The 23,102-nt window shown below is 72.0% G+C and carries 16 protein-coding genes and 3 pseudogenes; 5 read left to right on the top strand and 14 right to left on the bottom strand.

From position 1 onward, the window contains the following. Positions 1-456 precede the first annotated feature (456 nt). Both ACWDEX_RS28755 and ACWDEX_RS28750 read right to left on the bottom strand, forming a co-directional pair. Positions 457-749, bottom strand: a pseudogene (locus ACWDEX_RS28755) (hypothetical protein). 39 nt (positions 750-788) lie between these two features. After that, complete coding sequence (locus ACWDEX_RS28750; RefSeq protein WP_037645701.1) at positions 789-1,091, bottom strand: hypothetical protein; 303 nt, start codon at positions 1,089-1,091, stop codon at positions 789-791. 541 nt (positions 1,092-1,632) lie between these two features. Here ACWDEX_RS28750 and ACWDEX_RS28745 point away from each other — a divergent pair. From ACWDEX_RS28745 to ACWDEX_RS28735, 3 genes and pseudogenes are all read left to right on the top strand, one after another. Continuing rightward, positions 1,633-1,873: pseudogene (locus ACWDEX_RS28745) on the top strand (Tn3 family transposase); the annotation flags it as partial. A 117-nt stretch (positions 1,874-1,990) separates the two neighbouring features. Continuing rightward, positions 1,991-2,338, top strand: a complete 348-nt coding sequence (locus ACWDEX_RS28740) for an ArsR/SmtB family transcription factor (protein ID WP_450467165.1) — start codon at positions 1,991-1,993, stop codon at positions 2,336-2,338. Continuing rightward, a complete protein-coding gene (locus tag ACWDEX_RS28735) occupies positions 2,335-3,552 on the top strand; it encodes an MFS transporter (RefSeq protein ID WP_450467164.1) in 1,218 nt (405 codons plus the stop codon). Before ACWDEX_RS28740 ends, ACWDEX_RS28735 begins: the two co-directional genes overlap by 4 nt. A gap of 39 nt (positions 3,553-3,591) precedes the next feature. Here the strand turns inward: ACWDEX_RS28735 and ACWDEX_RS28730 are convergent. The 3 genes and pseudogenes from ACWDEX_RS28730 to ACWDEX_RS28720 all read right to left on the bottom strand — a co-directional run. Next, positions 3,592-3,996 (bottom strand): annotated as a pseudogene (locus ACWDEX_RS28730) (site-specific integrase); the annotation flags it as partial. Positions 3,997-4,172: 176 nt separating this feature from the next. Beyond that, entirely contained in the window at positions 4,173-4,808 is a 636-nt protein-coding gene (locus ACWDEX_RS28725; RefSeq protein ID WP_450467163.1) for a GOLPH3/VPS74 family protein, read from the bottom strand. Positions 4,809-4,958: 150 nt separating this feature from the next. After that, positions 4,959-6,506, bottom strand: coding sequence for a peptide MFS transporter (locus tag ACWDEX_RS28720; protein WP_450467162.1), 1,548 nt, complete (start codon positions 6,504-6,506; stop codon positions 4,959-4,961). A gap of 438 nt (positions 6,507-6,944) precedes the next feature. Between ACWDEX_RS28720 and ACWDEX_RS28715 the strand changes: the two genes are divergently transcribed. Further along, positions 6,945-8,861 carry an ABC1 kinase family protein gene (locus ACWDEX_RS28715; protein ID WP_450467160.1) on the top strand — a complete coding sequence of 639 codons (1,917 nt, stop codon included), beginning with the start codon at positions 6,945-6,947 and terminating at the stop codon, positions 8,859-8,861. Positions 8,862-8,931: 70 nt separating this feature from the next. Here the strand turns inward: ACWDEX_RS28715 and cydC are convergent, their stop codons facing one another. The 8 genes from cydC to asnB all read right to left on the bottom strand — a co-directional run bounded on the left by cydC (position 8,932) and on the right by asnB (position 19,620). Beyond that, complete coding sequence (cydC, locus tag ACWDEX_RS28710) at positions 8,932-10,665, bottom strand: thiol reductant ABC exporter subunit CydC (protein ID WP_450467158.1); 1,734 nt, start codon at positions 10,663-10,665, stop codon at positions 8,932-8,934. Next, positions 10,662-12,452 (bottom strand): thiol reductant ABC exporter subunit CydD, encoded by a 1,791-nt coding sequence (gene cydD / locus ACWDEX_RS28705; protein ID WP_450467156.1) that lies wholly within the window; start codon positions 12,450-12,452, stop codon positions 10,662-10,664. Before cydD ends, cydC begins: the two co-directional genes overlap by 4 nt. Continuing rightward, complete coding sequence (cydB, locus tag ACWDEX_RS28700; RefSeq protein WP_450467155.1) at positions 12,452-13,462, bottom strand: cytochrome d ubiquinol oxidase subunit II; 1,011 nt, start codon at positions 13,460-13,462, stop codon at positions 12,452-12,454. Before cydB ends, cydD begins: the two co-directional genes overlap by 1 nt. Positions 13,463-13,539: 77 nt before the next feature. After that, positions 13,540-14,838: a cytochrome ubiquinol oxidase subunit I gene (locus ACWDEX_RS28695; RefSeq protein ID WP_450467153.1), complete on the bottom strand. Its 1,299-nt coding sequence runs from the start codon at positions 14,836-14,838 to the stop codon at positions 13,540-13,542. 285 nt (positions 14,839-15,123) lie between these two features. Beyond that, positions 15,124-16,092 carry a 2,3-diaminopropionate biosynthesis protein SbnA gene (sbnA, locus tag ACWDEX_RS28690; protein ID WP_450467152.1) on the bottom strand — a complete coding sequence of 323 codons (969 nt, stop codon included), beginning with the start codon at positions 16,090-16,092 and terminating at the stop codon, positions 15,124-15,126. Then, positions 16,089-16,847 carry a GNAT family N-acetyltransferase gene (locus ACWDEX_RS28685; RefSeq protein ID WP_450467150.1) on the bottom strand — a complete coding sequence of 253 codons (759 nt, stop codon included), beginning with the start codon at positions 16,845-16,847 and terminating at the stop codon, positions 16,089-16,091. Before ACWDEX_RS28685 ends, sbnA begins: the two co-directional genes overlap by 4 nt. A gap of 23 nt (positions 16,848-16,870) precedes the next feature. Continuing rightward, positions 16,871-17,770 (bottom strand): DUF6410 domain-containing protein, encoded by a 900-nt coding sequence (locus tag ACWDEX_RS28680; protein ID WP_450467149.1) that lies wholly within the window; start codon positions 17,768-17,770, stop codon positions 16,871-16,873. Then, positions 17,767-19,620: an asparagine synthase (glutamine-hydrolyzing) gene (asnB, locus tag ACWDEX_RS28675; RefSeq protein WP_450467148.1), complete on the bottom strand. Its 1,854-nt coding sequence runs from the start codon at positions 19,618-19,620 to the stop codon at positions 17,767-17,769. Before asnB ends, ACWDEX_RS28680 begins: the two co-directional genes overlap by 4 nt. A 163-nt stretch (positions 19,621-19,783) precedes the next feature. On the opposite strand from asnB, the gene ACWDEX_RS28670 reads away from it, so the two are divergent. After that, positions 19,784-21,430 (top strand): FAD-dependent oxidoreductase, encoded by a 1,647-nt coding sequence (locus ACWDEX_RS28670; protein WP_450467147.1) that lies wholly within the window; start codon positions 19,784-19,786, stop codon positions 21,428-21,430. A gap of 105 nt (positions 21,431-21,535) precedes the next feature. Here ACWDEX_RS28670 and ACWDEX_RS28665 read toward each other — a convergent pair whose 3' ends face one another. Next, positions 21,536-23,098, bottom strand: a complete 1,563-nt coding sequence (locus tag ACWDEX_RS28665; RefSeq protein WP_450467146.1) for a multicopper oxidase family protein — start codon at positions 23,096-23,098, stop codon at positions 21,536-21,538. Positions 23,099-23,102 lie beyond the last annotated feature (4 nt).

The raw sequence follows: 23,102 nt of genomic DNA, 5'->3' as shown, positions 1-23,102 counted from the left end.
AACGCTCGGCTGGGAAACCCCAGCCGAGCGCCTCGCTAAGCTCCTGGCCACAGCCAGTTGATCACCTGTGTTGCAACGACCCCTGGAATTCGCCGAGTGCGCCGGGGGCGGTCTGTGTGACTAGACGAACGGCAGCCTGCCACCCGGACCGGTCGCTGTCGCGGGGTCACCCACAGGCGTCCCGGGTCGACCAGGTGCCGGATGCTCGCCCGGATAGCGTGATCTTCGTATCGCTGATGACCGACTCCGGCACCACCAATGACGTCCGGCCGGTTCTGCGGCGAATCTCCTGCGTTGCCACTCTGGTTCGAACCTGCTTGCTGTAGGTTCTCACTTTCGGTGTCATGCGCCGACGCTATGACCTGGGCGTTCCCCTCCAGTCTCACGACGTGTCGGCAGGCGGCTGTCTCAGATCGATGTCATTTCCTCAGACTGCCCAGCCGGCTGCGCCGGACCTCATGAACCTGCATCGGCGGCCGTCCGTTCCATCCACTCCCGCACCTTCACTGCTTGCTCGATGCGGTTGACGATGTCCTTCTTGGACGCCGTGTCCAAGGTCTCCGGGATCTTGTGCAAGGTGTCGGGAAGGATGTCGAGGAGACCCCAGATCTGCTCGCCGGTGCGAGGTGCTCTCGTAGCCAGTCGACCGGGAGCCGCTGGCTGAAGCCATGCATGGCGGCCTCCCGGGCCAGGTCCAGGAGCTGAGCGGTGTCGACGGCTCGGACGGTGCGGGGAAGGGTCGGGGTCATGTCGCGATGATGCCAAGAAGCCAGTGCGGCGCTGAGAGGTCAGCTGGGCCGGGATGCGATCTGCTGACGGGCAGGGCCCCAGACATCCTCGAACTCCTCGAAGGTGAGTTGTTCGGGGTCGTGGCCTTCCCATTCCGAGACGGGCAGCTCGGCGGTGATCCCGAATCTGCTGTCGTAATCACCGAGGCGGCCTGCGTCGCGGGCCCGCTGCCACTCGGCGAGGGAAGCAGCTGCGATCGGGATCAGCTCTGGCCCTTCGAGTTCGACCTGCCGGATCACCCAGCCTTCGGCGTCGACCTCGAAGTAGAACCAGGTGTCTTCCTCGTCCCAGTAGCAGCGCATCCATGTGGTCACCAGGCCATGATGCCGGGCCAGATGCGCCGCCCTACTCCGCTCTATCTCATGACTGGGCGACGAATCCTACGGATCGGTCGAGCTGGAAAGGAGAACCGACCCGGGTTGGATCCCAGCCTTGGTCCCGTGCCTCTCGAATGCTGGCAGCGACGTGAGCTGGACGAATCGGCTCCGTCTCGACGCCCACCCAGTTGCTGGGATGGGCCTGGCCGCTGGTGACGATCAAGGTCGTTCCCGGACTGGGAGAACAGCAGTGGGTGCTGCGGACCGACAGGCGACGAGGGACTCAACCGGGCCTGTCCCTGCGGCGCTCCGGTCGCGACCCTCGCGGCCGACTGTTTCGGGCCCTTCGAACTGCACCTCGGCCCCGTCCGGACCTACGCGTTCTCCCAGTAAGACCGCGAAGCGCGCGGACGACGTGCACGACACGCCCGACGGAACCCGTCCACCCAACTTCTTCACGGCTACTTTCCGTGGTGAACGACGGCCCGCAGGCGGACCTGCCGCCGAGCTGGGCTAGTTCGGATAAGACCAGATCGGAGCCCTCGGCCTGGTCCTCAACGCCCTCGTGCTCTTCAACACCCGGTACATGGACGCCGCAGTCAACCAACTGCGCGCGGACGGCTTCGACGTCCGCGACGAGGACGTGGCTCGTTTGTCACCGTTCGTGCGGCATCACATCAACATGCTTGGCCGCTACTCCTTCGCCCTCCCCGAGCTGCCGGGGCGGTCTACGGCCCCTACGTGACAAGGACGCCGCCGAGGAGTGAGAACCAATCGGCACCGCCGTTGAACCGGCGGTGCGGAGCCGTGCCGTCAAGGGTTGATCGTTCGGGAATTCCCGCACTATATTCGTGCGGGAATTCCCGAACGATTGGAGTGACGTGATGGCTGCCGCCCGCACCTACCACCATCCCGATGCGGATGAAATCGCGCTCCCGCGCGTGCTGTTCGCGCTCAGTGAGCCCCTGCGCCTGATGATGGTCCGCATCCTCACCGAGCGCGGGGAGGTCGACAGCCTGGAGCTCGGCCCCGATCTGCCGCGCTCGACGCTGACCCACCACACGAGCCTGCTGCGTGAATCCGGCGTGGTCTTCGTCCGCGCCGAGGGGCGCAAGTGCATGATCAGGCTGCGTGCCGAGGACCTCGATGCCCGGTTCCCCGGCCTGGTGCGGACGGTCCTGGCTGGTTACGAGGACGAGGGCGCGGCCAGGGCCGAGGGGGGTGCCGCGTGATCGGGAAGGTCTGGCCGCTGGTCGTCGCCGCGGTCTCCCTGGGTATCGACGCCTACGTACTGGCCAGTGTCCTGCCGGACATGGCCGACTCCCTGGCCACGACGGCCGGTGCGATCGGACTGGGCGTCACCGCGTTCACCGCCGCCTACGCGGCTGCGGGCCCGTTCCTCTCCCGCGTCCTGGTCGGCAGATCGACCCGCACCGCGCTGCTGGTCGCGCTCGGTACGTTCAACCTCGGCAACCTCGCCACCGCGCTGGCACCTACGCTGAGCGTCTTCCTGACCTCCCGCGTCGTGGCGGGCGCAGGGGCCGGCGTGCTCACCGCGGTCGCCACGGCGACGGCCGGAGCCCTCGTGTCGGACCACGAACGCGGGCGCGCGATGGCGATGGTGACCTTCGGCCTGTCCACAGGAACCGTCGCCGGCGTGCCGCTGGGCATGCTGATCGGCGAACAGGTGGGATGGCGCGGAACGATGGGCTTCGTCGTGCTCATCGGCGTCCTGAGCATGCTCGCCCTCGCCCTGCGCTCCGGCACGCTGCCACAGCTTCCCGCCTCCCACCGCTCCGGGAACGGCGCCGTACTCAGGAGCCCGCGCGTCGCGCTTGGCATCACGCTGTCCTTCGTCCTGGGGATGGCCAGCCTCGGTCTCTACACCTATCTGCTGCCAATGGCTGACGCAAGCGGCCTGAACGACTGGGGCTTCCCACTCGTATGGGCCTGGGGCATCGGCGGCGTACTCGGCTCCGGCCTGATCGGCAGACCGCTGGACACGCTGGGCCCCCGACGGCTGATGCCGGTCGTCCCTGCCTTCCTCCTCGCCTCCTTCCTCATCATCTGGCTCGTCGACAACCCCGCGGCATGGCTACTCGCCACCGCGGTGTGGGGCGCGAGCGGCTGGATCAGCGTGCCCGTCCTGCAACAGGCACTCACCCGAGACCGCACCGAGCAGGCCATGCCCATCGTCGCCTTCCAGATGGCCGCGATGTACCTCGGCTCCGCCGCGGGATCAGCCGTGGGCAGCGCCCTGCTCGCCGGGGGCGTCAGCGCCGACGCACTGCCGGGATGGGCCGCACTGGCCGTCGCGGGCGGCGTGGTGCTCACCGTGTCGATCGCCTGGCTGACACCTCGGTCCACACCCGCCGCTACGCCTGACGTCCTCGCCCCGCGGACCCCGTCGGCACAGCACACGCCAGCTGAGTCACGCTGCCCGTAGCAGCCCAGGCGCGGACAGCGTCACGCCGCCCGGGGCGGATCAGCGTCGGCTGCTGTTGGGGGCGAGCAGGCTGGTCAGTTCGGCGATGGCCTCTGGGGGAGGGCTTGAAGTACCGGCGGACGTTTTCCGGCTTCTTGTGCCTCGACTTGGCCATCAGCATCAGCAGCGAGGCGCCCTGCTCGCCAAGGTGCGTCAGGGCGGAGTGACGGTATTCGTGCAGGTCCCAGCCGGTGCCCGGGCCACGCTGGGCGGTGTGCTCGTCCAGCAAGGCCGGGCCTGCCCGTACGACAGCCGGGCGAAGCCAGTGTCCGGGCAGACATCACGCGAGCTGACGACCTTCCCCGGGCCGGGGCGTCGGTGGGTGGTGAACACCGGCTCTCGGGTGCGGCCCTTGAGTAGCCGCGGCAAGAGCCGGGCCGTACCGGCGTCCCAGTAGACGGTCTCCTGGTCGTCAGCCAGTCGTAGGCGGCCTTCGACTCGGTCGGCGCAGAACGCCGGCCAAAGGGGCCGTTTCACAGGGCGGCGGGTGTGCGATTTGACCCCACGGTGACGGACCCACGGTGACTCGCGCCACCACAGTTTTCAAGGTTGGCCCACAAGCGCCTCGGCTCGGCGACCCCTCACCCCGCTGTCACCGGTACGGAAGCCAAGAGCACCGCCACTGCCGCCAGGGCCGCCGATACCGCCCTGCCTACCGTCTCCGTCGGTCCCAGGCCGGCCGCCACCTCGGCCATGCACGGGACCGTCGTCGCCGGGTCCTCGTCCGGGAGAGCCAGGCCGTGCAGGCCCGCGTGGTGGAGCAGCGTGATCAGTTCTGCCGTCTCCTGTGCCGGGGCTGCTCCGGCCAGTACCACTGCGGCCAGTTCGGCGCGCAGCGCGGCCAGTACCGACGGGTCCGTGACCGGGTAGCGGTAGGAGCCGAAGACACCCAGCACCTTGCGACCCTCCTGGCGAATCAGGCCCTTCGCCAGAAGGCGACCGTAGGCGGCCGTCAAGGCCTGGTCACGTACCGCCAGGAGCCACGCGCGGGGCTTCGCTTCCGGGTGCTGCCGCATCTGTTCGGTCACCATCGGCGTCAACGGCTCTTCCTCTGAAGGCTGTTGTACGGCGACCAACCGACCGTCTCGCTCCACCACCCCGCCGGACAACACGAGTTGCAGCAGTGGTGCCGCCGCGACAGCGCATCCCACCCTCAACTGCTCCTGCGGCGTACCGTCTCGCATGTCCAGTCCGAGCAGCACGATCTGCTCGCTCACTGTCAGTCCGGCGTCCGTCGAACCCCCTTTCCTCTCACAACGCACGGCGTACGCCGCACGGTTCCGCCGGTTCCGGTTCTTACGACGTCCGCGCGGAACAAGGCCCGTGACCGCGATGGGCCTCGTCAACGCCTCCGGTGCGGTGGGAGGTCAGATGCCCAGGCGGCGGGTCAGGGGGCCGCGGGCGAGGAGCAGGGTCAGGGCCGTGACCAGGGCCGCAGCCGCGAGGGACAGGAAGAAGGCGGGGCCCGGGACCTGGTCGCCGGAGAACTTCAGGGCGTTGCCGCCGATGCCGCCGCCGAGGGCGCCGGAGAGCCAGAAGAGGCCCACCGTCTGGCTGACGAAGGTGGCCGGGGCGATGGCCGTGGAGGCGCTCATGCCGACGGGGCCGAAGGAGACCTCGCCGGCGGCGAGGAGCACGAAGGAAAGCAGCAGCCAGAGCGGGGAGACGCGGGTGCCGTCGGAGGCGAGCGTGGCGGCCGCGGCCATCACCAGGTAGGCGGCGGCGGTGGCGGCCATACCGAGGGAGAACTTGGTGGCGGTCGAGAGGCGTTCGCCAGCGCGGGTCCACAGCCAGGCGAAGGCCGGGGCGAGGACCAGGACGAACAGCGGGATCGCGGCGTGGAACCAACTGGCGGGCACGGTCCGGCCCAGCACCTCGCGGTCGGTGGCGTGCTTGGCGAAGAGAGTGAAGGCCGATCCGGCCTGGAGGAACAGCGCCCAGAAGACGGCCGAGGCGAGGAACAGCCAGATGTACGTGCGGACCCGGACGCGTTCCGCGGCGGTCAGCAGCGGGTTGCGCAGCAGCCGCCAGAAGCAGATCACCGGGGACACCACGCACAGCAGGCCGATCAGAACCATGATGTGGGGCAAGCGGAAGGTGCCGAGAGCGGCGTCCGTGCCGTAGCCGAGGACGACGAGTCCGGCGGCGACGAGCGCGACGCGCAGCACCCGGGTGCGCTCGGCGGGGGTGGCGGCGCGCTCGGGAACGCGGCCGATGTCCCCGAAGTGGCGGACCCCGCGGACGTACTGCAGCAGTCCCGCGCCCATGCCGAGGGCGGCGGCGCCGAAGCCGAGGTGCCAGTTGACGCCCTCGCCGAGGGCGCCCACGACGATCGGCGCGAGCAGGGCGCTGACCTGAACGCTCATGTAGAAGACGGCGAAGCCGGCATCCCGCCCGGTGCGGTCCTCCCGGTCGTAGAAGGCGCTGAGCTGGCCGGCCATGTTGGGCTTGAGGAGTCCGGTGCCGCAGGCGATCAGCAGCAGGCCGGGGTAGACGGCGCCGGTGACCGGCACGGCCATCGACACATGGCCGAGGGCGATCAGGGAGCCGCCGTACAGCACGGCCCGTTGAGCGCCGAGGACGCGGTCGCCGATCCAGCCGCCCGGTACGGAGGTCAGGAAGACCGCCGCCATGTAGGCGCCGAACAGGACCGCGGCGTCCCCGGCGGACAGGCCGAGGCCGCCGCGGTCCGTGCGCTCCGTCGCGTACAGGACGAGGATCGCGGTCATGCCGTAGAAGCTGAACCGCTCCCAGACGTCGGTGAGAAAGAGCGTGGTGAACCAGCGCGGCCGGCCGAACGGTCCGGTGCGCCGAGCGGCGGCGCTCGCCTGCGGGACGGAGGTGCCCGCCCCCGGGGCACTGTCGGTCGGACGGAACCGCGGGCCGGAGGCGGGCGGTCTGATCGGGGCGGCCATGATTTCCTCCCTGCGGACGTCGAACGGTCGCCCGGTGAATCTGACCGCCCCGATTCGGGGACCGCTCGAGGATCCCTCGGGACGAACAGCCATGGACAACGACGGTTGTGCAGCAGAGCAGTTGAGGGGAATGCGCGCGGCGCCCGGCCGGGGGATGTACCGGGCGCCGCGGGGCGTGGGGGCGGGCCGACGTGCAGAGGCCGCACCGCCGCCAGGGGTCAGGCCGCACCCTTGGCCCCGGAGTCGGCCCTGCCCAGGGTCCTTGATCCCCGGGGCCGTTTCCCTCACACCAGCAGGAAACCCGGCCCTCCTCGGAGTTCGCTCGCGTCCTGCTCGCCCGTGGCGCCCCCAGAAAACCGAGCAGGACTCCAGCGGGACTCAAGCGGTTCTCGACTGCAACTCCCTTTCCTTGCAGGTAGCTTCACTACCCTGCCTGATATGTTCCTTATCGGGATAATCGGAGCGTTCACCGTTATTGCCCTTCCGGCCCTGCTCGGGCGGCGGCTGCTCGGCGTCGACGCCGGCCTGCTGCGTGTGCTGATCGCCGCGCTGGTCGGCGTCTCTGTCTCCGGCACGCTGATCGGTCCGCAGCTCCAGAGCCGCGGACCGGTGCTCCTGCCGCTGATGCTCGGGGTCGGGCTGCTGACCGCCATGGTCTGTCTGCTCGTGCTCGACCTGGCGGTGCCCAGCAGCCGGATACGGCTCTTCGCCCGGATCCGAGCCGCGCGGGCGCGCGTGGCGCGCGCCCGCCGCTACTCCAGGATCGTCGCCATCGTCGGCCGGCATGGCCTCGGCCCCTACCTCACCGGCCGCGCGAGGAGCGGCATCGGCGCCCGGCACGAGCAGCTCGCGCACGAGCTGCTCGAGGCGCTGCAGGCGGGCGGTACCACTTTCGTGAAGCTGGGACAGCTACTGTCCACCCGCCGCGACCTGCTGCCCGAGCCGTACGTCGCCGAGCTCAGCCGGCTCCAGGACCAGGTGCCGCCCGCGCCCTGGTCGCAGGTCGAGGCCACGCTCCTGGAGAGCCTGGGCGCGCCGCTCACCGAGGTGTTCGCCGACTTCGACCGCGAGCCGCTCGCCGCCGCCTCGGTCGCCCAGGTGCACGCCGCCGTGCTGCGCGACGGCACCCGGGTCGTCGTCAAGGTGCAGCGCCCCGGCATCCGCGACGTCGTCGAACGCGACCTGGACATCGTCGAGCGGCTGGCCCACACCCTGGAGAACCGCACCGAGTGGGGCCGTTCCCTCGGCCTGACCGAGCTGGCCCGCGGCTTCGCGGTGGCGCTGCGCGAGGAGCTGGACTTCCGGGTCGAGGCACGCAATCTGACCTCGGTACGCCGGGCCGCCGAGGCGCGCCGCGACGACAGCGTCACCTTCCCCCTCACGTACGGGGAACTGGGCGGCGAGCGGGTGCTGGTGATGGGCCGGATCGACGGCCGGCCGCTCGGCCAGGCGCGGCCGGACACCCCGGAGCACGGTGCGAAGCTGGCGCGGACCCTGCTCACCGCGCTGCTCGACCAGATCCTGTACGACGGGGTCTTCCACGCCGATCCGCATCCCGGCAACATCCTGCTGTTGCCCGACGGCAGCCCGGCCATGCTGGACTTCGGCTCGGTGGGGCGGCTCGACGGCGGGCTGCGGGCCGCGATGATCGGGCTGTTCCTCGCCGTGGGCCGCGGGGACCCGGCCGAGTTGCGCGATGCCCTCCTGGAGGTGACCGACCGGCCGGAGGACGTGGACGAGCAGCGGCTGCAGCGGGCGCTCGGCCAGTTCAGCGGGCGGCACCTCGGGCGCGGTTCCTCGCCGAACGCGCAGATGTTCACGGACTTGTTCAAGCTGGTGGCCGACTTCCGACTGTCGGTGCCGCCCGAGATCGCGGCGGTGTTCCGGGCCTTGGCCACGCTGGAGGGCATGCTGGGCCGGGTCTCGGCCGACTTCGACATCCTGGAAGCGTCCCGTACGTACGCCGAGTCCCGCTTCGCGGAGCAGTTGCGGCCGGAGACCCTGCGGGACGCGGCGCGCGACGAGTTGGTGTCCCTGATGCCGGTGCTGCGCCGGCTGCCACGACGGCTCGACCGGATCAGCGGAGCCCTGGAGGAGGGACGGCTTGGCATCAACGTCCGGCTGCTCGCCGACCGGCGCGACCGCCGGGTGATAGGCGAACTCCTCAGCCGGGTCCTGCTGGCCGTCCTCGGGATCTTCTTCGGGGTCATCGGAGTGCAACTGCTCGGTACGGAGGGAGGGCCGGCGCTGACGCCGGACCTGAGCCTGTACGGCCTGATCGGCTACCACCTGCTGGTCCTGTCGGCGGCGGTGGTCCTCCGCACGGTGTACGTCCTGGCCAAACCGCTGTCCTGACAGGTGCGTTGTCGTGAACGACAGGGGGTGGGGTGCCCGACCGGCAGCCCATCCCCCTTCCTCCCTCAGGTCAGGTCGTGAGCGCCGGGGCGTCGGCGGCGGCGAGGAGTTCCCGCGGGGTCCCCCGTCGGACGATCCGGCCGCCCTCCATCACCAGGATCTCGTCCATGTCCGCCAGGCCCTCCGTGCGGTGCGTGACGACGATCAGGGAGGTGCCGCGGGTGGTGGCGAGGAGGCCGGCCATCACCGACTCGGCCATCTCCGGGTCCAGGCCCTCGGTCGGCTCGTCGAGCAGCAGCAGGGACGGCGCGGCGAGCAGGGCGCGGGCGAGGACCAGGCGCCGGTGCTGGCCGCCGGAGAGCCGTCCGCCGTCGGAGCCTACGACGGTGTCGAGTCCGTCGGGCAGGGAGAGCACCCAGTCGAGCAGACAGGCCCGGCGCAGCGCCTCGCGCAGTTCGGCGTCGGTGGCGTCGGGGCGGGCCGGGAGCAGGTTGTTGCGGACGGAGGTGTGGAAGACGTGCGCGTCCTGCAGGGCGCCGCTGACCGTGCGCCGCAGGGCCGGCTCGGGGATCTCCGCCAGGGGCGCGCCACCCAGCACGATCTCGCCCTGGCTCGGCCGCGCGAACCGGGTGAGCGCCATGAGCAGCGTCGACTTGCCGACGCCGCTGGCCCCGACGATCGCGACCCGATGGCCCGTCGGCACGTCCAGGTCGACCCCGTGCACGGCGTACGGCCCGTCGGGGTGATGCCGTACGTGCAGATCGCGCACGGTCAGCCGAGCGGAGGCCGGGGTCCTGGCGGCTGCGTCGGCGGCCATCCCGCCGGCCGTGCTGTCGGTGACGTCGGCGGCTGCCGTGGGATGCGGCTGTCGCACGGGGTCCAGCATGTCCCACACCCGGCGGGCGCTCTCCGGCAGTGCGGTGAGGTGCTGGGCGGCCGCCGGCAGCGGGGCCAGGACCTCGAAGGAGGCGAGCGCGAGCAGCGGCAGGGTCACCGACCAGACGCCGCTCGCCCGGTCCGCGCAGAACAGGGCGACCGCCACGGTCGTGAGGCCCTGCACGACGATCAGGGCGGCCGCGGCGAGCGCGGCCGACAGGGCCGCGCCCCGGTCGTGGGCCCGCAGCCGGCGGGCGGTGTCGACGGCGCGCGCGGTCTCCCGGTCCGCCGCGCCGAACACCCGCAGGTCGGCGGCGCCGTCGAGCAGGTCGACGGTCCGCACGGCGAGTTCCGCTCGCAGGGCGGCGCCGCGCCGGGCAGCGCGCGCCGATGCGGCCGCCGTCAGCGCCGGGAGCAGCAGGCCGCCGGCCGCCAGGCCGAGCGCCAGGACGAAGGCGGTGGCGGGTTCGACGAGGGCCGCGCAGCCGACCGCCGCGACCGCCATCGCGAGCGCGGCGAGGACCGGGAGGGCGACTCGTAGCAGGGCGTCCTGAACGAGGTCGACGTCGGCGACCAAGCGGGATGCGGCGTCCGCGTCCCGTACCGCCGTGTCTGCGTGGGCGGGCCTGCGGGTCAGGGCACCGAACACCCGGCTGCGCAGCCGCGCCACCGCGCGAAGCGCCGCGTCGTGGCCGGTCAGCCGCTCCCCGTACCGGAACAGGCCGCGGGTGACGGCGAGGGCCCGGACCGCGACGATGGCCACGGACAGCGCGCCCATCGGGGGGTGTTCGGCGGCCCGCGCGATGAGCCAGGCGGCCAAAGTCATCAGCGCCACGCCGGCCAGGTCGGCGGCGAGCGCCAGGCAGGCCGCGGGCAGCAGCCGCCGCACCGGGCCGGCCGCCCGCAGCACGGAGAACAGCTCCTTCACCGCACGGCCTCCGCTTCGTTCCCCCATACCCCCGGCCGCAGGTCCGTGCCGGGCGCGAGCTCGATCTCCCGTACGCGCCCGTCGCGCACCTCCAGGAGCCGGTCGGCGCCGTGCAGCAGGCGCGCCCGGTGGGCGACGACCAGGACGGTCCGGCCGGTCATCAGGCGTTCGCTCGCCGCCAGGACTGCCGCCTCGCTGTCGCCGTCGAGACCGGCGGTCGGCTCGTCGAGCAGGACGAGGGGCGCGTCGCGCAGGAAGGCGCGGGCCAGCGCGATCCGGCGACGCTGGCCCGCGGACAGGCCGGTGCCGCGGGCGCCGAGCCGGGTGCCGTAGCCGTCGGGCAGGGCGGCGACGAAGCCGTGGGCGGCGGCGGCGCGGGCGGCGCGGGCGACCTCGTCGTCGGTGGCGTCCGGCGCGCCGAGCCGGATGTTGTCGGCGACACTGCGGTCGAAGAGGTGTGGTCGCTGCGGGACCCAGCCGATGTGCCGTCGCCAGGCGTCCTGGTCGAGCGAGCCGAGATCGCGGTCGCCGACCAGGATGCGGCCCTCCTCGGGCCGTACGAGCCCGAGGAGCAGCGCGAGCAGCGTGGACTTGCCCGCGCCGCTGGGGCCGGTCAGGGCGATCCGCTCCCCCGGTTCGACGGTGAACGAGACCCCGTTCAGTACGGGCCGGTCGCGGCCGGGCAGCCGTACGGTGACGTCCTCGAAGCGGATGCGCGGGGGGCGGGCGGGTTCGGGCGCGTGCCGCGATTCAGGGTCGGCGACGGTCGTGGGCGGCTCGCCGAGGAGCGTGAACGCCTCGCGTGCCGTGGCCAGTCCCTCCGTACCGGCGTGGAAGCGGCTGCCGAGCGCGCGCAGCGGCAGGTACGCCTCCGGGGCCAGCAGCAGCACCGTCAGCGCGGTGGTCAGATCGAGGGAGCCGCCGAGCAGACGCAGGCCGACGGGTACGGCGACCAGGGCGAGCGACAGGGTGGCCACGGTGTCGAGGACGAGCGTGGACAGGAAGGTGATCCGCAGGGTGCGCAGGGTGGCCCGGCGGTGGACGTCCGCGACCTCGGCGACGATCCGCTCCTGGGCCTCGGCGCGGCCGAAGGTGCGGAGGGTCGGCAGGCCGCGCAGGGCGTCGAGGAAGTGCCCGCCGAGTGCGGCGAGGGCGGCCCAGCGGCGGGCGGTGGCGTCCCGGGTGTGCAGTCCGACCAGAGCGCCGAAGACGGGCACGAGCGGCACGGTGATCAGCAGGATCACGGCGCTGAGCAGGTCGTACGCGAGCATGGTGGCGAGGACCGCGAACGGCACCACCGCAGCCACCAGAAGCTGCGGCACATAGCCGACGAGGTATGGGTCGAGGGCGTCCAGGCCGCGGGTGAGCAGGGTGCTGACCTCACCCGCCCGGCGGTCCTCCGCGTCGTACGCGGTGCGCCGCGCGGCGGCCCGGAGCAGGCCGGTGCGGAGAGCCAGTTTGGTCTCGGACGCGGCCCGCTGGGCGGCGGCGGCCTGCGCCCATCCGGCGATCCCGCGCGCCCCGACCGCCACGACGACCCAGGCCGCCGTGGCGACGGCCGGCATGCGACCGCTGAACGCCTCCCCGAGCAGCCGGGCGAGCGCCAGGGCCTGCCCGACAGTGCCGGCCGCGCCGAGCAGCACCGCGCAGGCCACGACGACCCCGGCGCTCCGGGCCCGCGGCGTGAGCCCGAGCAGCCGCTGCCGGACCGCCCGATCGGCGGCCCGGCCCGTGACGGCGGCGGTCGTCCCGGCCCCGGCCGGATTCCTGCCGCCTCGACCGGCCATCAGAAGTACGCCGGCGAGCGGCCGTCGGTCTTGGCGCGGTGGCGCCACCACTGCATGGCCTGGAAGGCGAGCAGCACCGGGAGGACCAGGAGGACCACGGGACCGACGACACTGAGGGTGGCCGGGTCGGCGGCGGCTTCGGTGACCGAGAGGTTCTCGTGGGCGCCGACGCTGCTGACGACGGCCTGCGGGAAGTGGGCCGCGCCGATGATCAGGACCGGGGTCAGGGCGGCGAAGCCGCTGACGACGGGGGCCAGCCGGTGGGCGGTGGCCACCAGGTGCGGGGCGATGAACAGGGCAGCCACGGCAGCGAGGAGGAGCAGGGCCGCGGGCAGCGGGTTGAGCAGACCGTCGCGGGTGGTGCCGTCGGCGACGGCGGCCACGGCGGTGAGCACGGCGAGTCCGGCCCCGACGGGCGCGAGGCGGCGGGCGGTGGCCGCGGCCCGGACGGCGACGCCGCCCTCGGTGCGCGCCGCGAGGAACACGGTGGCGTGCAGGGCGAAGACGGCGACGGCGGTGAGCGCCGACAGGATCGGCGTGGGGCGCAGCAGCACGCCCGGGTCGACGTGGAGGTGGCCGCCCTTCACGGGCACCGCGCCGAGCAGGGCGCCGCCGAGCGTGCCCCACATCAGGGCGAGCACGAGGCAGGCGAGCTGGACGGCGGTGTCCCAGCGGCGCTGCCAGCGCGCGCCGGGCACCCTGCGGCGGAACTGCATCGCGGCCTCCCGCACCAGCATGGCCGCGACGGCGAACACGATGACCGGGTACATCCCGCTGATGACGCTCGACTCCAGGCCGGGGAAGCCGCCGAGGGTGACACCGGCCGCGGCGACCAGCCAGACCTCGTTGCCGAGGAAGAACGGCCCGGTGGCCGCGGCGACGATGTGCCGTTCGGCGTCGTCACGGGCGAGCCGGCGGCCGATGATGCCGGTGCCGAGGGTGATGCCGTCCAGGGCGAGGTAGCCGGCCAGGAGCAGCCCCAGCAGCGCGTACCAGATGTTGTGCCACACGATGAACTCCCAGTGCGTTCGGCGCTGTCGTCGGAGGCCGTCTCGTCAGCGGCCGGCGGACAGGTCCTTAAGGACCGTCAGAAGGTGGGGGCGGATGGTGCGGGGTCGGGCGCGCGTCGCGGGCCCGCGACGACGGGGGGCTCGTCGCCGTCCTCGCCGGGCTCCCTGCCGAGTTGGGCGGCGTCGGGGCCGCGCCGGGCGAAGCGGAACAGCAGGGCCCAGTCCACCAGGAGCAGGGCGGCGACGAGGGTGCCGAAGACGACCAGGGAGGTCAGCACGGTGCCGTAGCCGAGGCCCGGGGTGATCGCGTCCTCGGTCTTCAGCACGCCGTACACCGCCCAGGGCTGGCGGCCGACCTCGCGGAAGACCCAGCCGCAGACGTTGGAGAGGTAGGGCAGGAAGAGCGCCGCGGTGAGCAGCCACAGCAGCACCTTGCGGCGGATCAGGTTGCGTTTGATCATGAAGAGCGCGCAGAGGACCGTGATCAGCATCATGAACAGCGCCGGGATGATCATCACGAACTCGGCAGTCTGGCTGAGCCCCGGCGGGAAGTAGTTGTCGGGGCCGAACTTGTGTGTGAAGGCCTCCACCATGGCCTGCGCCCGGTCCGAGCGCTGCCCGTACTTGGTGGGGGTCTGCTTCACCGAGTAGCCGATCTGCCAGCCGCCGACCGAGGCCGTCAGCAGGACGAACGCCGGTGTGAGCGGCAGCGCCAGCTTCATCGAGGACCAGAAGAACTCCTCGTGGCCGGTGCGCTTGCGCAGGTGCCAGGCGCTGACCGCGATGACGAAGAAGGATCCGGTGACCAGCGAGGCGGACAGGATGTGCGAGGCCGCCGAGAGGGCGTTGGTGTTGGTGAGCAGGGCCGCGAAGTCGGTGAGGTGGGCCTCGCCGCCCTTGATCTCGTAGCCCACCGGGTGGTTGAGGAATCCGTTGGCGGTCAGGACGAAGAAGACCGAGGCGTACGCGGTGAGCGCCACCAGCCACAGCAGGACGGTGTGCAGCACCCGGCCCATCCGGTTCCAGCCGAAGATCCACAGGCCGAGGAGGGTGGACTCGGCGAAGAAGGCGACCAGGGTCTCGATGGCCAGCGGGGCGCCGAAGATGTTGCCGGTGTAGTGCGTCAGGCCGCCCCAGACCAGGCCGAACTGGAACTCCATCACGATGCCGGTGCCGATACCCAAGGCGTAGTTGATGACATAGAGCTGGCCCCAGTAGCGGGTCTGCCGACGGTGGAGTTCCTTGCCGGTGACGGCCCAGCGCGTCTGCATCACCACCAGGTAGGTGACGAGCCCCAGGGTCAGGGCGACGAACAGGTAGTGCGCGATGGCGGTGATCGCGAACTGGAGCCGTGCGAGTACGAGCACGTCGTCCACGTTGGTTCCCCTCGGTCGGCTGATCAGCCGGTGTCATGTGATGTCCTGCGTCGTTCGCAGGTGGATGGACGGCCTCCTCATTCCAGCCGGGGGCAGTCGTGTGCCGCTCGAACCGTGGTGGAGGCGCGGTCGATGTGTGGTGGAGCGTGGTGGTACGGAGTGGTGCGCCGTGGTATGGGGCGGTGCGCCTCCGTCGTCACGGGTCCGCCGCCGGGCGCCACCCGGGCCGCCGGCGTCCCTCCCGCCGGGACGTCCGCGGCCCTGCCGGGTGGTGTGTGGGGCGGCTCAGGGACGGCTGGAGTAGGCGAGTTCGCCGTGCTCGATGGCCATCTCGTCGGTGTACACGAGGTCGAGGTAGCGCTCACCCCGGTCGGCCAGCAGGGTCAGGACCCGGCTGGGACGCGGGAGTTCGGGCAGCAGCTCCTCCACGGCGGCCACCACCGTGCCCGAGGAACCGCCGGCGAAGATCGCCTCCTGGCGCAGCAGCCGATGGCAGCCGCGGATGGCGGCGGCGTCGTCGATGTGCACCACGCGGTCGATCTCCGCAGGGGTGAGCAGTTCGGGCACCCGGCTGGAGCCGACGCCGGGCAGCATGCGCGGGCCCGGCGGCGTACCGAAGATGACCGAGCCGACGGCGTCGACGGCGACCACCTTCAGACCGGGCCACTCGCGGCGCAGGCCGCGGGCGAGCCCGTGCAGGGTGCCGGTGGTGCTGACGGCGGCCACCAGGACGTCCACGGGTTCCGGGCAGTCCGCGATGACCTCGCGGGCGGTGGTGACCGCGTGGGTCTCCCAGTTGAGCCGGTTGGCGTACTGGTTGATCCAGATGGCATCCGGGTCCTCGGCCAGCAGGTCCTGCACCCGGGCGAGCCGGGTGTGCAGATAGCCGCCCGCGGAGTCGAGGTCGCGAACCATCTCGATGCCGGCCCCGTACTGGCGCAGGATGCGCAGGTTGGTGCGGGAGGTGTTGGGGTCGACGACAGCGGTGAACCGCAGTCCGTGGCGGACGGCCACCATGGCGAGGGCGATTCCGAAGTTGCCGGAGGTGCTCTCGACGATGTGGGTGCCGGGACGGATCATGCCGTCCTTGATGCCGCGTTCCACGATGTAGCGCGCGGAGCGGTCCTTGACGCTGCCGCCGGGATTGAGCATCTCGAGCTTGGCGAGGACCTCGATGCCGGGCTGGGGGAAGAGACGGCCGAGCCGCACCAGCGGGGTGCCGCCCACGCAGTCGGTGATGGAGTCGTAGATCACGACGGCTCCTGTCGAGCAGAGGGGGTGTTCTGGGGACGGGCGCCGAACAGACCGCGGCAGCCGTCGAGTTCGTGCACGGTGACCGGCACCTCGGCGGCGGGACTCAGGTCCCACTGGGCGCGGGTCATGCGCCAGCGGGTGAGCGCCGCCGACTCGCCCTTGCGGAGCTGGGTCTCGATGCCGTCGGGCTGGTAGCCGAGCTTCTTGTTGACCGCGAGGGCGGCGGCGCCGTCCTCGAACACGGTGGAGGTGGCGTACCGGGCGCCGAGCCCCGCGAAGGCGAGGTGGAGCGCGGCGGCCCGCATCTCGGTGCCGATGCCCTGGCCCTGGTGGCCGAGGGCGAGCCAACTCTCGGTGGCGACCTCCCCGAGCTTCGGGAAGGTCCGGGCCTGCAGGCCCTGGACGCCGACGGGACGGCCGTCCAGGAAGACGGCGAGGCCGAGGTTCCAGTAGTCGGGGCGGCTGAGCGCGAGCCCCTTCCACAGGTACTGCAGGACCCGGCCCGCCACCACCGGCGGCTGGGCGTCGCTCCAGCCGCCCTGGAAGGGCGCGGCACCGGGGGCGTGGATGCCCTGCTCGGCGACGAGTTCGGCGAGGGCGAGCAGGTCGCTCTCGTCGGGCACGCGCAGCTCGAGCCGAGGGGTGGTCAGCCGGAGCCGGAACTGCGGCGCCCAGTTCGCGAGAAGGGCGCGACGGCCGCCGTCAGCGGTCGCCGCCGGACCGGCCGGTGTTCTTTCAGCGATGGTTTCAGCCATGGGGGAATGCTCCGCAGACGGTCTCAACGGGTGGTGGAGGGCGTCTCGACGTGCGGACGGGCCAGGGTGGCGGGCACCTTGACGCCCTCGCCACGACGGGCGGCCGCCCGTACGGCTCCGGTCACCAGACCGGTCAGGATGATCACCGGCCACAGTACGTCGGGCACCGCTCCCACCAGCGCGCCGAGGCCGAGCAGCGCGAAGGCCGCAGCCCGCAGCCGGCGCATCCGCGTCGGTCCAGGGGCCGGCACGGCGAGCAGGACGGCGGCGACGAGGAGCGCGCCGGCGGCGGCCGGGTCGAGGGCGCGCAGCGGGTCGACGGCGTCACCGAAGCCGCCGCGGATCGCGGCGAGCGCGGGCACCACCCAGCACCAGGCGAGGCCGATCACGGCGAGCACGCCGCCCCAGCGTTCGGGGACGCGGTGCAGCCGCCCGTGCATACCGCGCTCGGCGAGGTCGATCGCGTTGAACGGGCTGTACAACAAAGGCCGCTGACGAAGTATCACCGCTGGGAGAGCGACCAGTTCGAGTCCGCCGTAGCCGATGAGTCCGGAGAGGAGCACCGAGGACTCGGTGTACAGGGCGACGCCGATGGCCGGTCCGGCGGGCAGTACGCCCATCGGGTAGAGCAGCATCGGCAGCAGGAGCAGGGCGCCGCCGGGCCATCCGGACAGGCCGCTTCTGGCGCCGCGGCCGAGCAGCGGTCGCAGCAGCGCGAGCAGGGCGGTGTAGCCGACGGCCAGCAGGATGAACGTTCCTGCCGCGGCGAGGAGTTCGTCGCCGTCGTGGCCGGCCGCCTTGGTGGTGACGATCTGGGTGAGCGCGGCGGCGCCCGCGGCGATGCGGACGGCGCGTCCGACGGGACCGGCGTCCCGGCCGAGGACGGCGGCCCGGCGCCGGCCGGGCGTGCCCGGGGCGGTCACAGCTCCACCTTCACGCCGTAGCGGCGCAGCCAGTCGTTCAGGCCGAGCAGCATCTCCACGTTGGCGCGGGCGACCCAGGCACGCATGCCGGAGTCCAGGACGGACGGGTCGTCGATGAGCGCGCGGACGCCGGCGGTGTCCGCGAGGGCGGCGGCCGGGGCGGTGGGGTCGGCGAGCAGGGCCTCCATGCGGTCGCACAGGGCGCGGCCGTAGGCGGGGTCCTGGGTGACCGGGTAGGGGCTCTTGGCGCGGTTGACGACGTCGTCCGGGAGCAGGTCGGCGACGGCGGCGCGCAGCAGGGACTTCTCGTGGCCGTCGAAGCTCTTGAGCGCCCACGGAACGTTGTATGCGTAGTTGACCAGGCGCCAGTCGCAGTACGGCATGCGGGTGCCGAGACCGACGGCGGAGCCGAGTGACTCGTCGTGGCTGAGCAGGGTCTCCAGCCAGCGGGTGAGGTGGAAGTAGGTGATCTCGCGCATGCGCAGGGTCTGGCCGGTCTCGCCGTCCAGACGGGGCACCTCGGCCATGCTGGTGGCGTAGGCGTCGGCGCAGTAGCTGTTCAGGTCGAGCTTGCCGAGCAGGTCGGGGGCGAGCAGGTCGCCACCGAGGCCGTGCTTGCCGCCGCCGAAGCGGGCCATGGCCACCCAGGGCAGGGTGGGGGCCTCGACGAGCTCCTTGTTGTGTATCCAGGCGAAGCCTCCGAAGACGGCGTCCGCGATCTCGCCCAGCAGGACGGAGCCGACGTGCTCGCGCACCGCCCCGCACAGCAGGTACAGGGAGGTGTTCATGTTGCCGAGCGGGCTCGGCACGTCCTTGGCCCGCAGCACCGCGGCGCGCACCGCCGGGTCGATGATGTCGGCGGTGTCCAGGACCAGGTCGGTGTGCTCGGTGCCCAGGTGCCGGACGACGGACTGCACGAAGGGCGCGTCGGGGCTGCCCCAGATCTCGTCCTGCTTGAACTCCTCGGCGTCGCCGAAGGAGACGGTGAAGGTGCGCACCGGGTCGCCGCCGCGGTCGGCGAGCGCCTGGTGGGCGAGGGCGGTGACGGCACTGGAGTCGATGCCGCCGGACAGCAGGATGCCGGGGACGGCGCCGGTGCCCAGTGTGCGGCGGACGGACGCGCCGAGCAGCTCGCGGACCCGGGCGATGGTGGCGGCCTGGTCGTCGGTGTGCTCCTCGGCGGTCAGTTGCCAGTAGCGGTACGCCGAGCGGCCGCCGGTGCCGGTGAAGCGCAGCACATGGCCCGGGGGCACCTGGTGGAAGCCCTTGAGGATGCCGTGGCCGGAGGTGCCGGCGTACGAGAACAGTTCACGCAGGCCGTCGGCGTCGATGACCGGCTCGACGGCGGGGTGGGCGAGGATCGCCTTGCGCTCGGAACCGAACAGCACGCCCGAGGCCAGCGGGTAGTAGTAGAGCGGCTGGTTGCCCAGCCGGTCACGGACCAGGACCAGCTCGCGGTCGTGCTCGGACCAGATGGCGACGGCGAAGGCGCCGTCGAGGTGCTCGGCGAACTTCTCGCCCCAGCGCAGCCATGCGCGGCCGACGAGTTCGGCTTGGGTGACGGGGCCGGTGAGACCGAGGGAGCCGCGCAGCTCCTCGGTGTCGTACAACACGCCGGTGACCGCGGCCGCGAGCACCGTGCGCCCGGCGTCCTGGAGCACCCACGGCTGCTCGGGGTTGCCGGTGCCGTCCGCGTCGGACCAGCGGGTGCCGAGGGCGGCATGCTCGGTGACCCAGAGCCGCTCCCCGTCGGGCCCGCGCTGGGCGAGGGCGGCGGTCATGGCCCGCAGCGTCGGACGCTCACGCTGCAGATCCCTTTCGTGATCGATCCATCCTGCGATACCGGACACGGCGGTGGACTCCTCTCGACGGTGGAGTCACAGGCTGGCCGTGGCACCTCAAGTTTCCCTGGACGGCGTCTCCAGCGGCCGTAGGGACGATGCCGACGTCGCGGCGCGGACGGGATCCGTGCGACACGGGTCCGGCCATCCGCACTGGAAGGGAGTTGTGGCTGTGGGCATCGAACCCGAGGAACTTCACACGTCGACGGAGGCGGCCGAGGTCACCGACGTGCTGATCGTCGGCGGCGGGATCACCGGCTTGAGCTGCGCGCTGTTCCTGCGGCACCACGGTGTGCGGTGCGTGGTGGTGGAACGGCACGCCTCGACGTCGATCCACCCCCGGGCGTGGGGCTGGTACCCGCGCACCCTGGAGCTGCTGCGCTCCGTCGGGACGGAGGAGCAGGTGCTGCAGGCGGCCGCGGGCTACGCGGACCACCGGCGGCAGGCGACCGTCGAGTCGCTGGCCGGTCGCGAGCTGAAGGCCGCCATGCTTCCCGAGCCGGACGACCTGAGCGCGCTGACGCCGTCCCGGCAGATCTCGCTCGGCCAGGACCGTATGGAGCCGATCGTCCGCGATGCGGCCGCCCGAGCAGGCGCCGAGCTGGCGTTCGCCACCGAGCTGACCTCGTTCGATCGGCCGCAGGGGCCGGACGGCCCGGTCGTCGCCACGGTCAAGGACCGCACGAGCGGCGAGGAGCGGCGGCTGCGGGCCCGCTGGCTGGTGGCCGCGGACGGCGGGCGCAGCCCGGTGCGCGAGACGCTGGGTATCGCCCGCAAGGGGCGGGGCACGCTCCAGCATCAGGTGAGCATCCTGTTCCGCGCGGATCTCGAAGGTCCGCTGGCCGGCCGCCGGTTCTCCATCTGCCAGATCGAGAACGACGAGCTGAGCGGCGCGGTGCTCGGCCACGACGACTCGCTGGGGCGCGGCACGCTGATCATCCAGTACCGCCCCGAACGGGGCGAGCAGGTGGAGGACTTCACCACCGAGCGCTGTGTACGCCTGGTGCGTTCGGCGATCGGCGACCGGCAGGCCGAGGTGGAGATCATCGGCGTGCTGCCGTGGGAGCTGGCCGCGCTGACCGCGGAGCGGTTCCGGGACGGGTCGGTGTTCCTGATCGGCGACGCCGCCCACGTCATCCCGCCGATCGGCGGTTACGGCGCCAACACCGGCATCCACGACGCGCACAACCTGGCGTGGAAGCTGGCCGCGGTGCTGCGCGGGGAGGCCGGCGAGGGGCTGCTGGACTCGTACGACGCGGAGCGCAGGCCGGTCGCCGAGGCGACCGTGGAGCAGGCCCAACTGCGGCTCCTGGTGCGCTCCGGGAGGGCCGACGAGGAGCAGCGCCGGGCCACCCTCGACGTGCTGACGGTGATGCTCGGGCACGCCTACCCGACGGCGGCGGAGCCCGGCGCACAGCTGCCTCGGTTCCGGGACCACGAGCGGCTCTCGGGCGAGCCGGGCACGCGTGCCCCGCACGTACCGGTGGTGCTGCGCGCGGACGGCGGGCAGCGGACCGGCTCGCTGCTCGACGTGTTCGGCACGGCGCCGGTGCTGCTGTTCGACGACAGCGCCCCGGCCTGGCGCGGGGCCGCCGAGGAGGCCGCCCGGCTGACCGGCGTACGGCTCGTGACGGCCGGATTCGGCGCGGAGCTGACCGACCGTTCGGAGCGGGGCTGGCACCAGCGGTACGGGGTGCGGGCCGACGGCGCGGCCCTGGTACGCCCCGACGGCTTCGTCGCCTGGCGGTCGGGGGGGACTCCGGCAGACCCGGCCGGCGCGCTGGAGAAGGCCCTGCGCCGTACCCTGGCGAGGGATTGACGAACGGCTGCGCCGTCGCGTACTCGGAAAGGGCCGCCGTTCCCCTCGGGGAGCGGCGGCCCTTACTTCCCTATGTGCCTATGTGCCGATGGCCCGGCATATCGCTCAGGTCACATTGAAGTTGGCCATCATCGCCATGTCCTCGTGCTCGAGGTTGTGGCAGTGGAAGACGAACTTGCCGGTGTAGTCGCTGAACCGGACCAGGACACTGAGCTTCTCGTTGGGTGCCAGCCGCGCCGTGTCCTTCCAGCCGACGTCCTCGGGCTCGAGGGTGGTGGAGCCGCCACGCTTGTACACCTGGAAGGGCGACAGGTGGAGGTGGATCGGGTGGTGCGTGGTGGAGGTGAACTCCCAGATCTCGATGTCGCCCCGCCTGACGTCCGCCCAACTACGGTCCGTGCTGAACGGATAGCCGTTGATCTTGTAGACGTAGTGGCCGCTCTCCTGGCTCCGGGCCAGGGTGAAGGAGCGGGTGCGCACGGCCTTGGCCGGGTCGAGCCGGTCGATCGTGGAGAGGGTGGCCGGCACGCTGGTGTCGTCGGCCGCCTTGGCGCCGACGACGAACTGCATGACCTGGTCGGTCGAGCCGGAGCCCAGGCTGTTCGTCATGGTGACCTTCGTACCGGGAGCGTACGCGCTGAAGTCGACGACCACGTCGAAGCGTTCTCCCGGCACCATGTAGATCGAGTTCATGACCTTCGGTTTGTCGAGCAGGCCGCCGTCGCTCCCGATCAGGACGAGCGGGCTGCCCGAGGCCGGCTCGGGGTCGAGCCGGATCCGGTAGCGGCGGGAGTTGGAGGCGTTGAGCAGCCGCAGCCGGTAGCGGGCGCCCTGCACGTCGAACCGGGGCCACGGCACGCCGTTGACCAGGAGGACGTCGCCGGTCATACCGTTGTGCGCGTCGCCGGTGACGCCGGGAGTGGTCTTCAGGGTCGGGTCGATGGACGGGTAGGCCAGGGAGCCGTCGTCGTCGAACGCCCGGTCCATGATCATCACGGGGACGTCGCGGTCGCCCTTGGGCAGCGGCAGCGCGTCCTCCTCGTCGTCGTGCACAAGGTAGAAACCGGCCAGACCACGCCAGACCTGCGGTCCGGTGAAGTCCATCCGGTGGTCGTGGTACCAGAGCGTGGACGCCCGCTGGGCGTTCGGGTAGGTGTAGTCGCGGCTGCCCTGGGCGGTGACGCCCTCCATCGCCTGGCCGGCCCCGTGCTGGTGCGCGGCCGCCGTCCAGCCCGAGGAGGGCAGGATGAAGTCGGTGGGGTAACCGTCGCTCTCCGCCGGCGTCTTACCGCCGTGCAGATGGGTGACGATGGGCACGGACAGGTCGTTCCGGGTCCGGACGACCGCGGTGCGGCCCTTGCGGACGTTGAAGGTCGGACCGGGGAAGGTCCCGTTGTAGCCGAAGATCGGGGTCTGCACGCCGGGCAGGATCTGCGTCGTGGTGGCGTAGGCCCGTACGTCGTAGTAGTCCGTCGTGGCGTCCGAGGACGTCGGCTGGATGACGGGCGGCCGTTTGAAGGCGAGGCTGAACGGTGACGGCAGCGGCACGGCCCCGGACCGGACGAACCGTCCGTCGCCGGCGGAGTCGCAGCCGGTCGCGAACGGCAGCACCAGTCCGGTGGACGTGGCGCCGACGGCTCCGAGGAAGCGGCGTCGGGAGAGAGTCATGGGC

It is taken from the genome of Streptomyces sp. NPDC001020, assembly GCF_053599115.1.
Note: the sequence above shows the minus strand (reverse complement) of the source record. Positions and strands in the feature narration are given on the sequence as shown.

Excerpts from the sequence above, each read along its gene's own strand:
- ACWDEX_RS28750 (WP_037645701.1), bottom strand. The coding sequence starts at position 1,091 with ATGCGCTGCTACTGGGACGAGGAAGACACCTGGTTCTACTTCGAGGTC.
- ACWDEX_RS28740 (WP_450467165.1), top strand. The coding sequence starts at position 1,991 with ATGGCTGCCGCCCGCACCTACCACCATCCCGATGCGGATGAAATCGCG.
- ACWDEX_RS28720 (WP_450467162.1), bottom strand. The coding sequence starts at position 6,506 with ATGGCCGCCCCGATCAGACCGCCCGCCTCCGGCCCGCGGTTCCGTCCG.
- ACWDEX_RS28715 (WP_450467160.1), top strand. The coding sequence starts at position 6,945 with ATGTTCCTTATCGGGATAATCGGAGCGTTCACCGTTATTGCCCTTCCG.
- cydD (WP_450467156.1), bottom strand. The coding sequence starts at position 12,452 with ATGGCCGGTCGAGGCGGCAGGAATCCGGCCGGGGCCGGGACGACCGCC.
- ACWDEX_RS28685 (WP_450467150.1), bottom strand. The coding sequence starts at position 16,847 with ATGGCTGAAACCATCGCTGAAAGAACACCGGCCGGTCCGGCGGCGACC.
- ACWDEX_RS28665 (WP_450467146.1), bottom strand. The coding sequence starts at position 23,098 with ATGACTCTCTCCCGACGCCGCTTCCTCGGAGCCGTCGGCGCCACGTCC.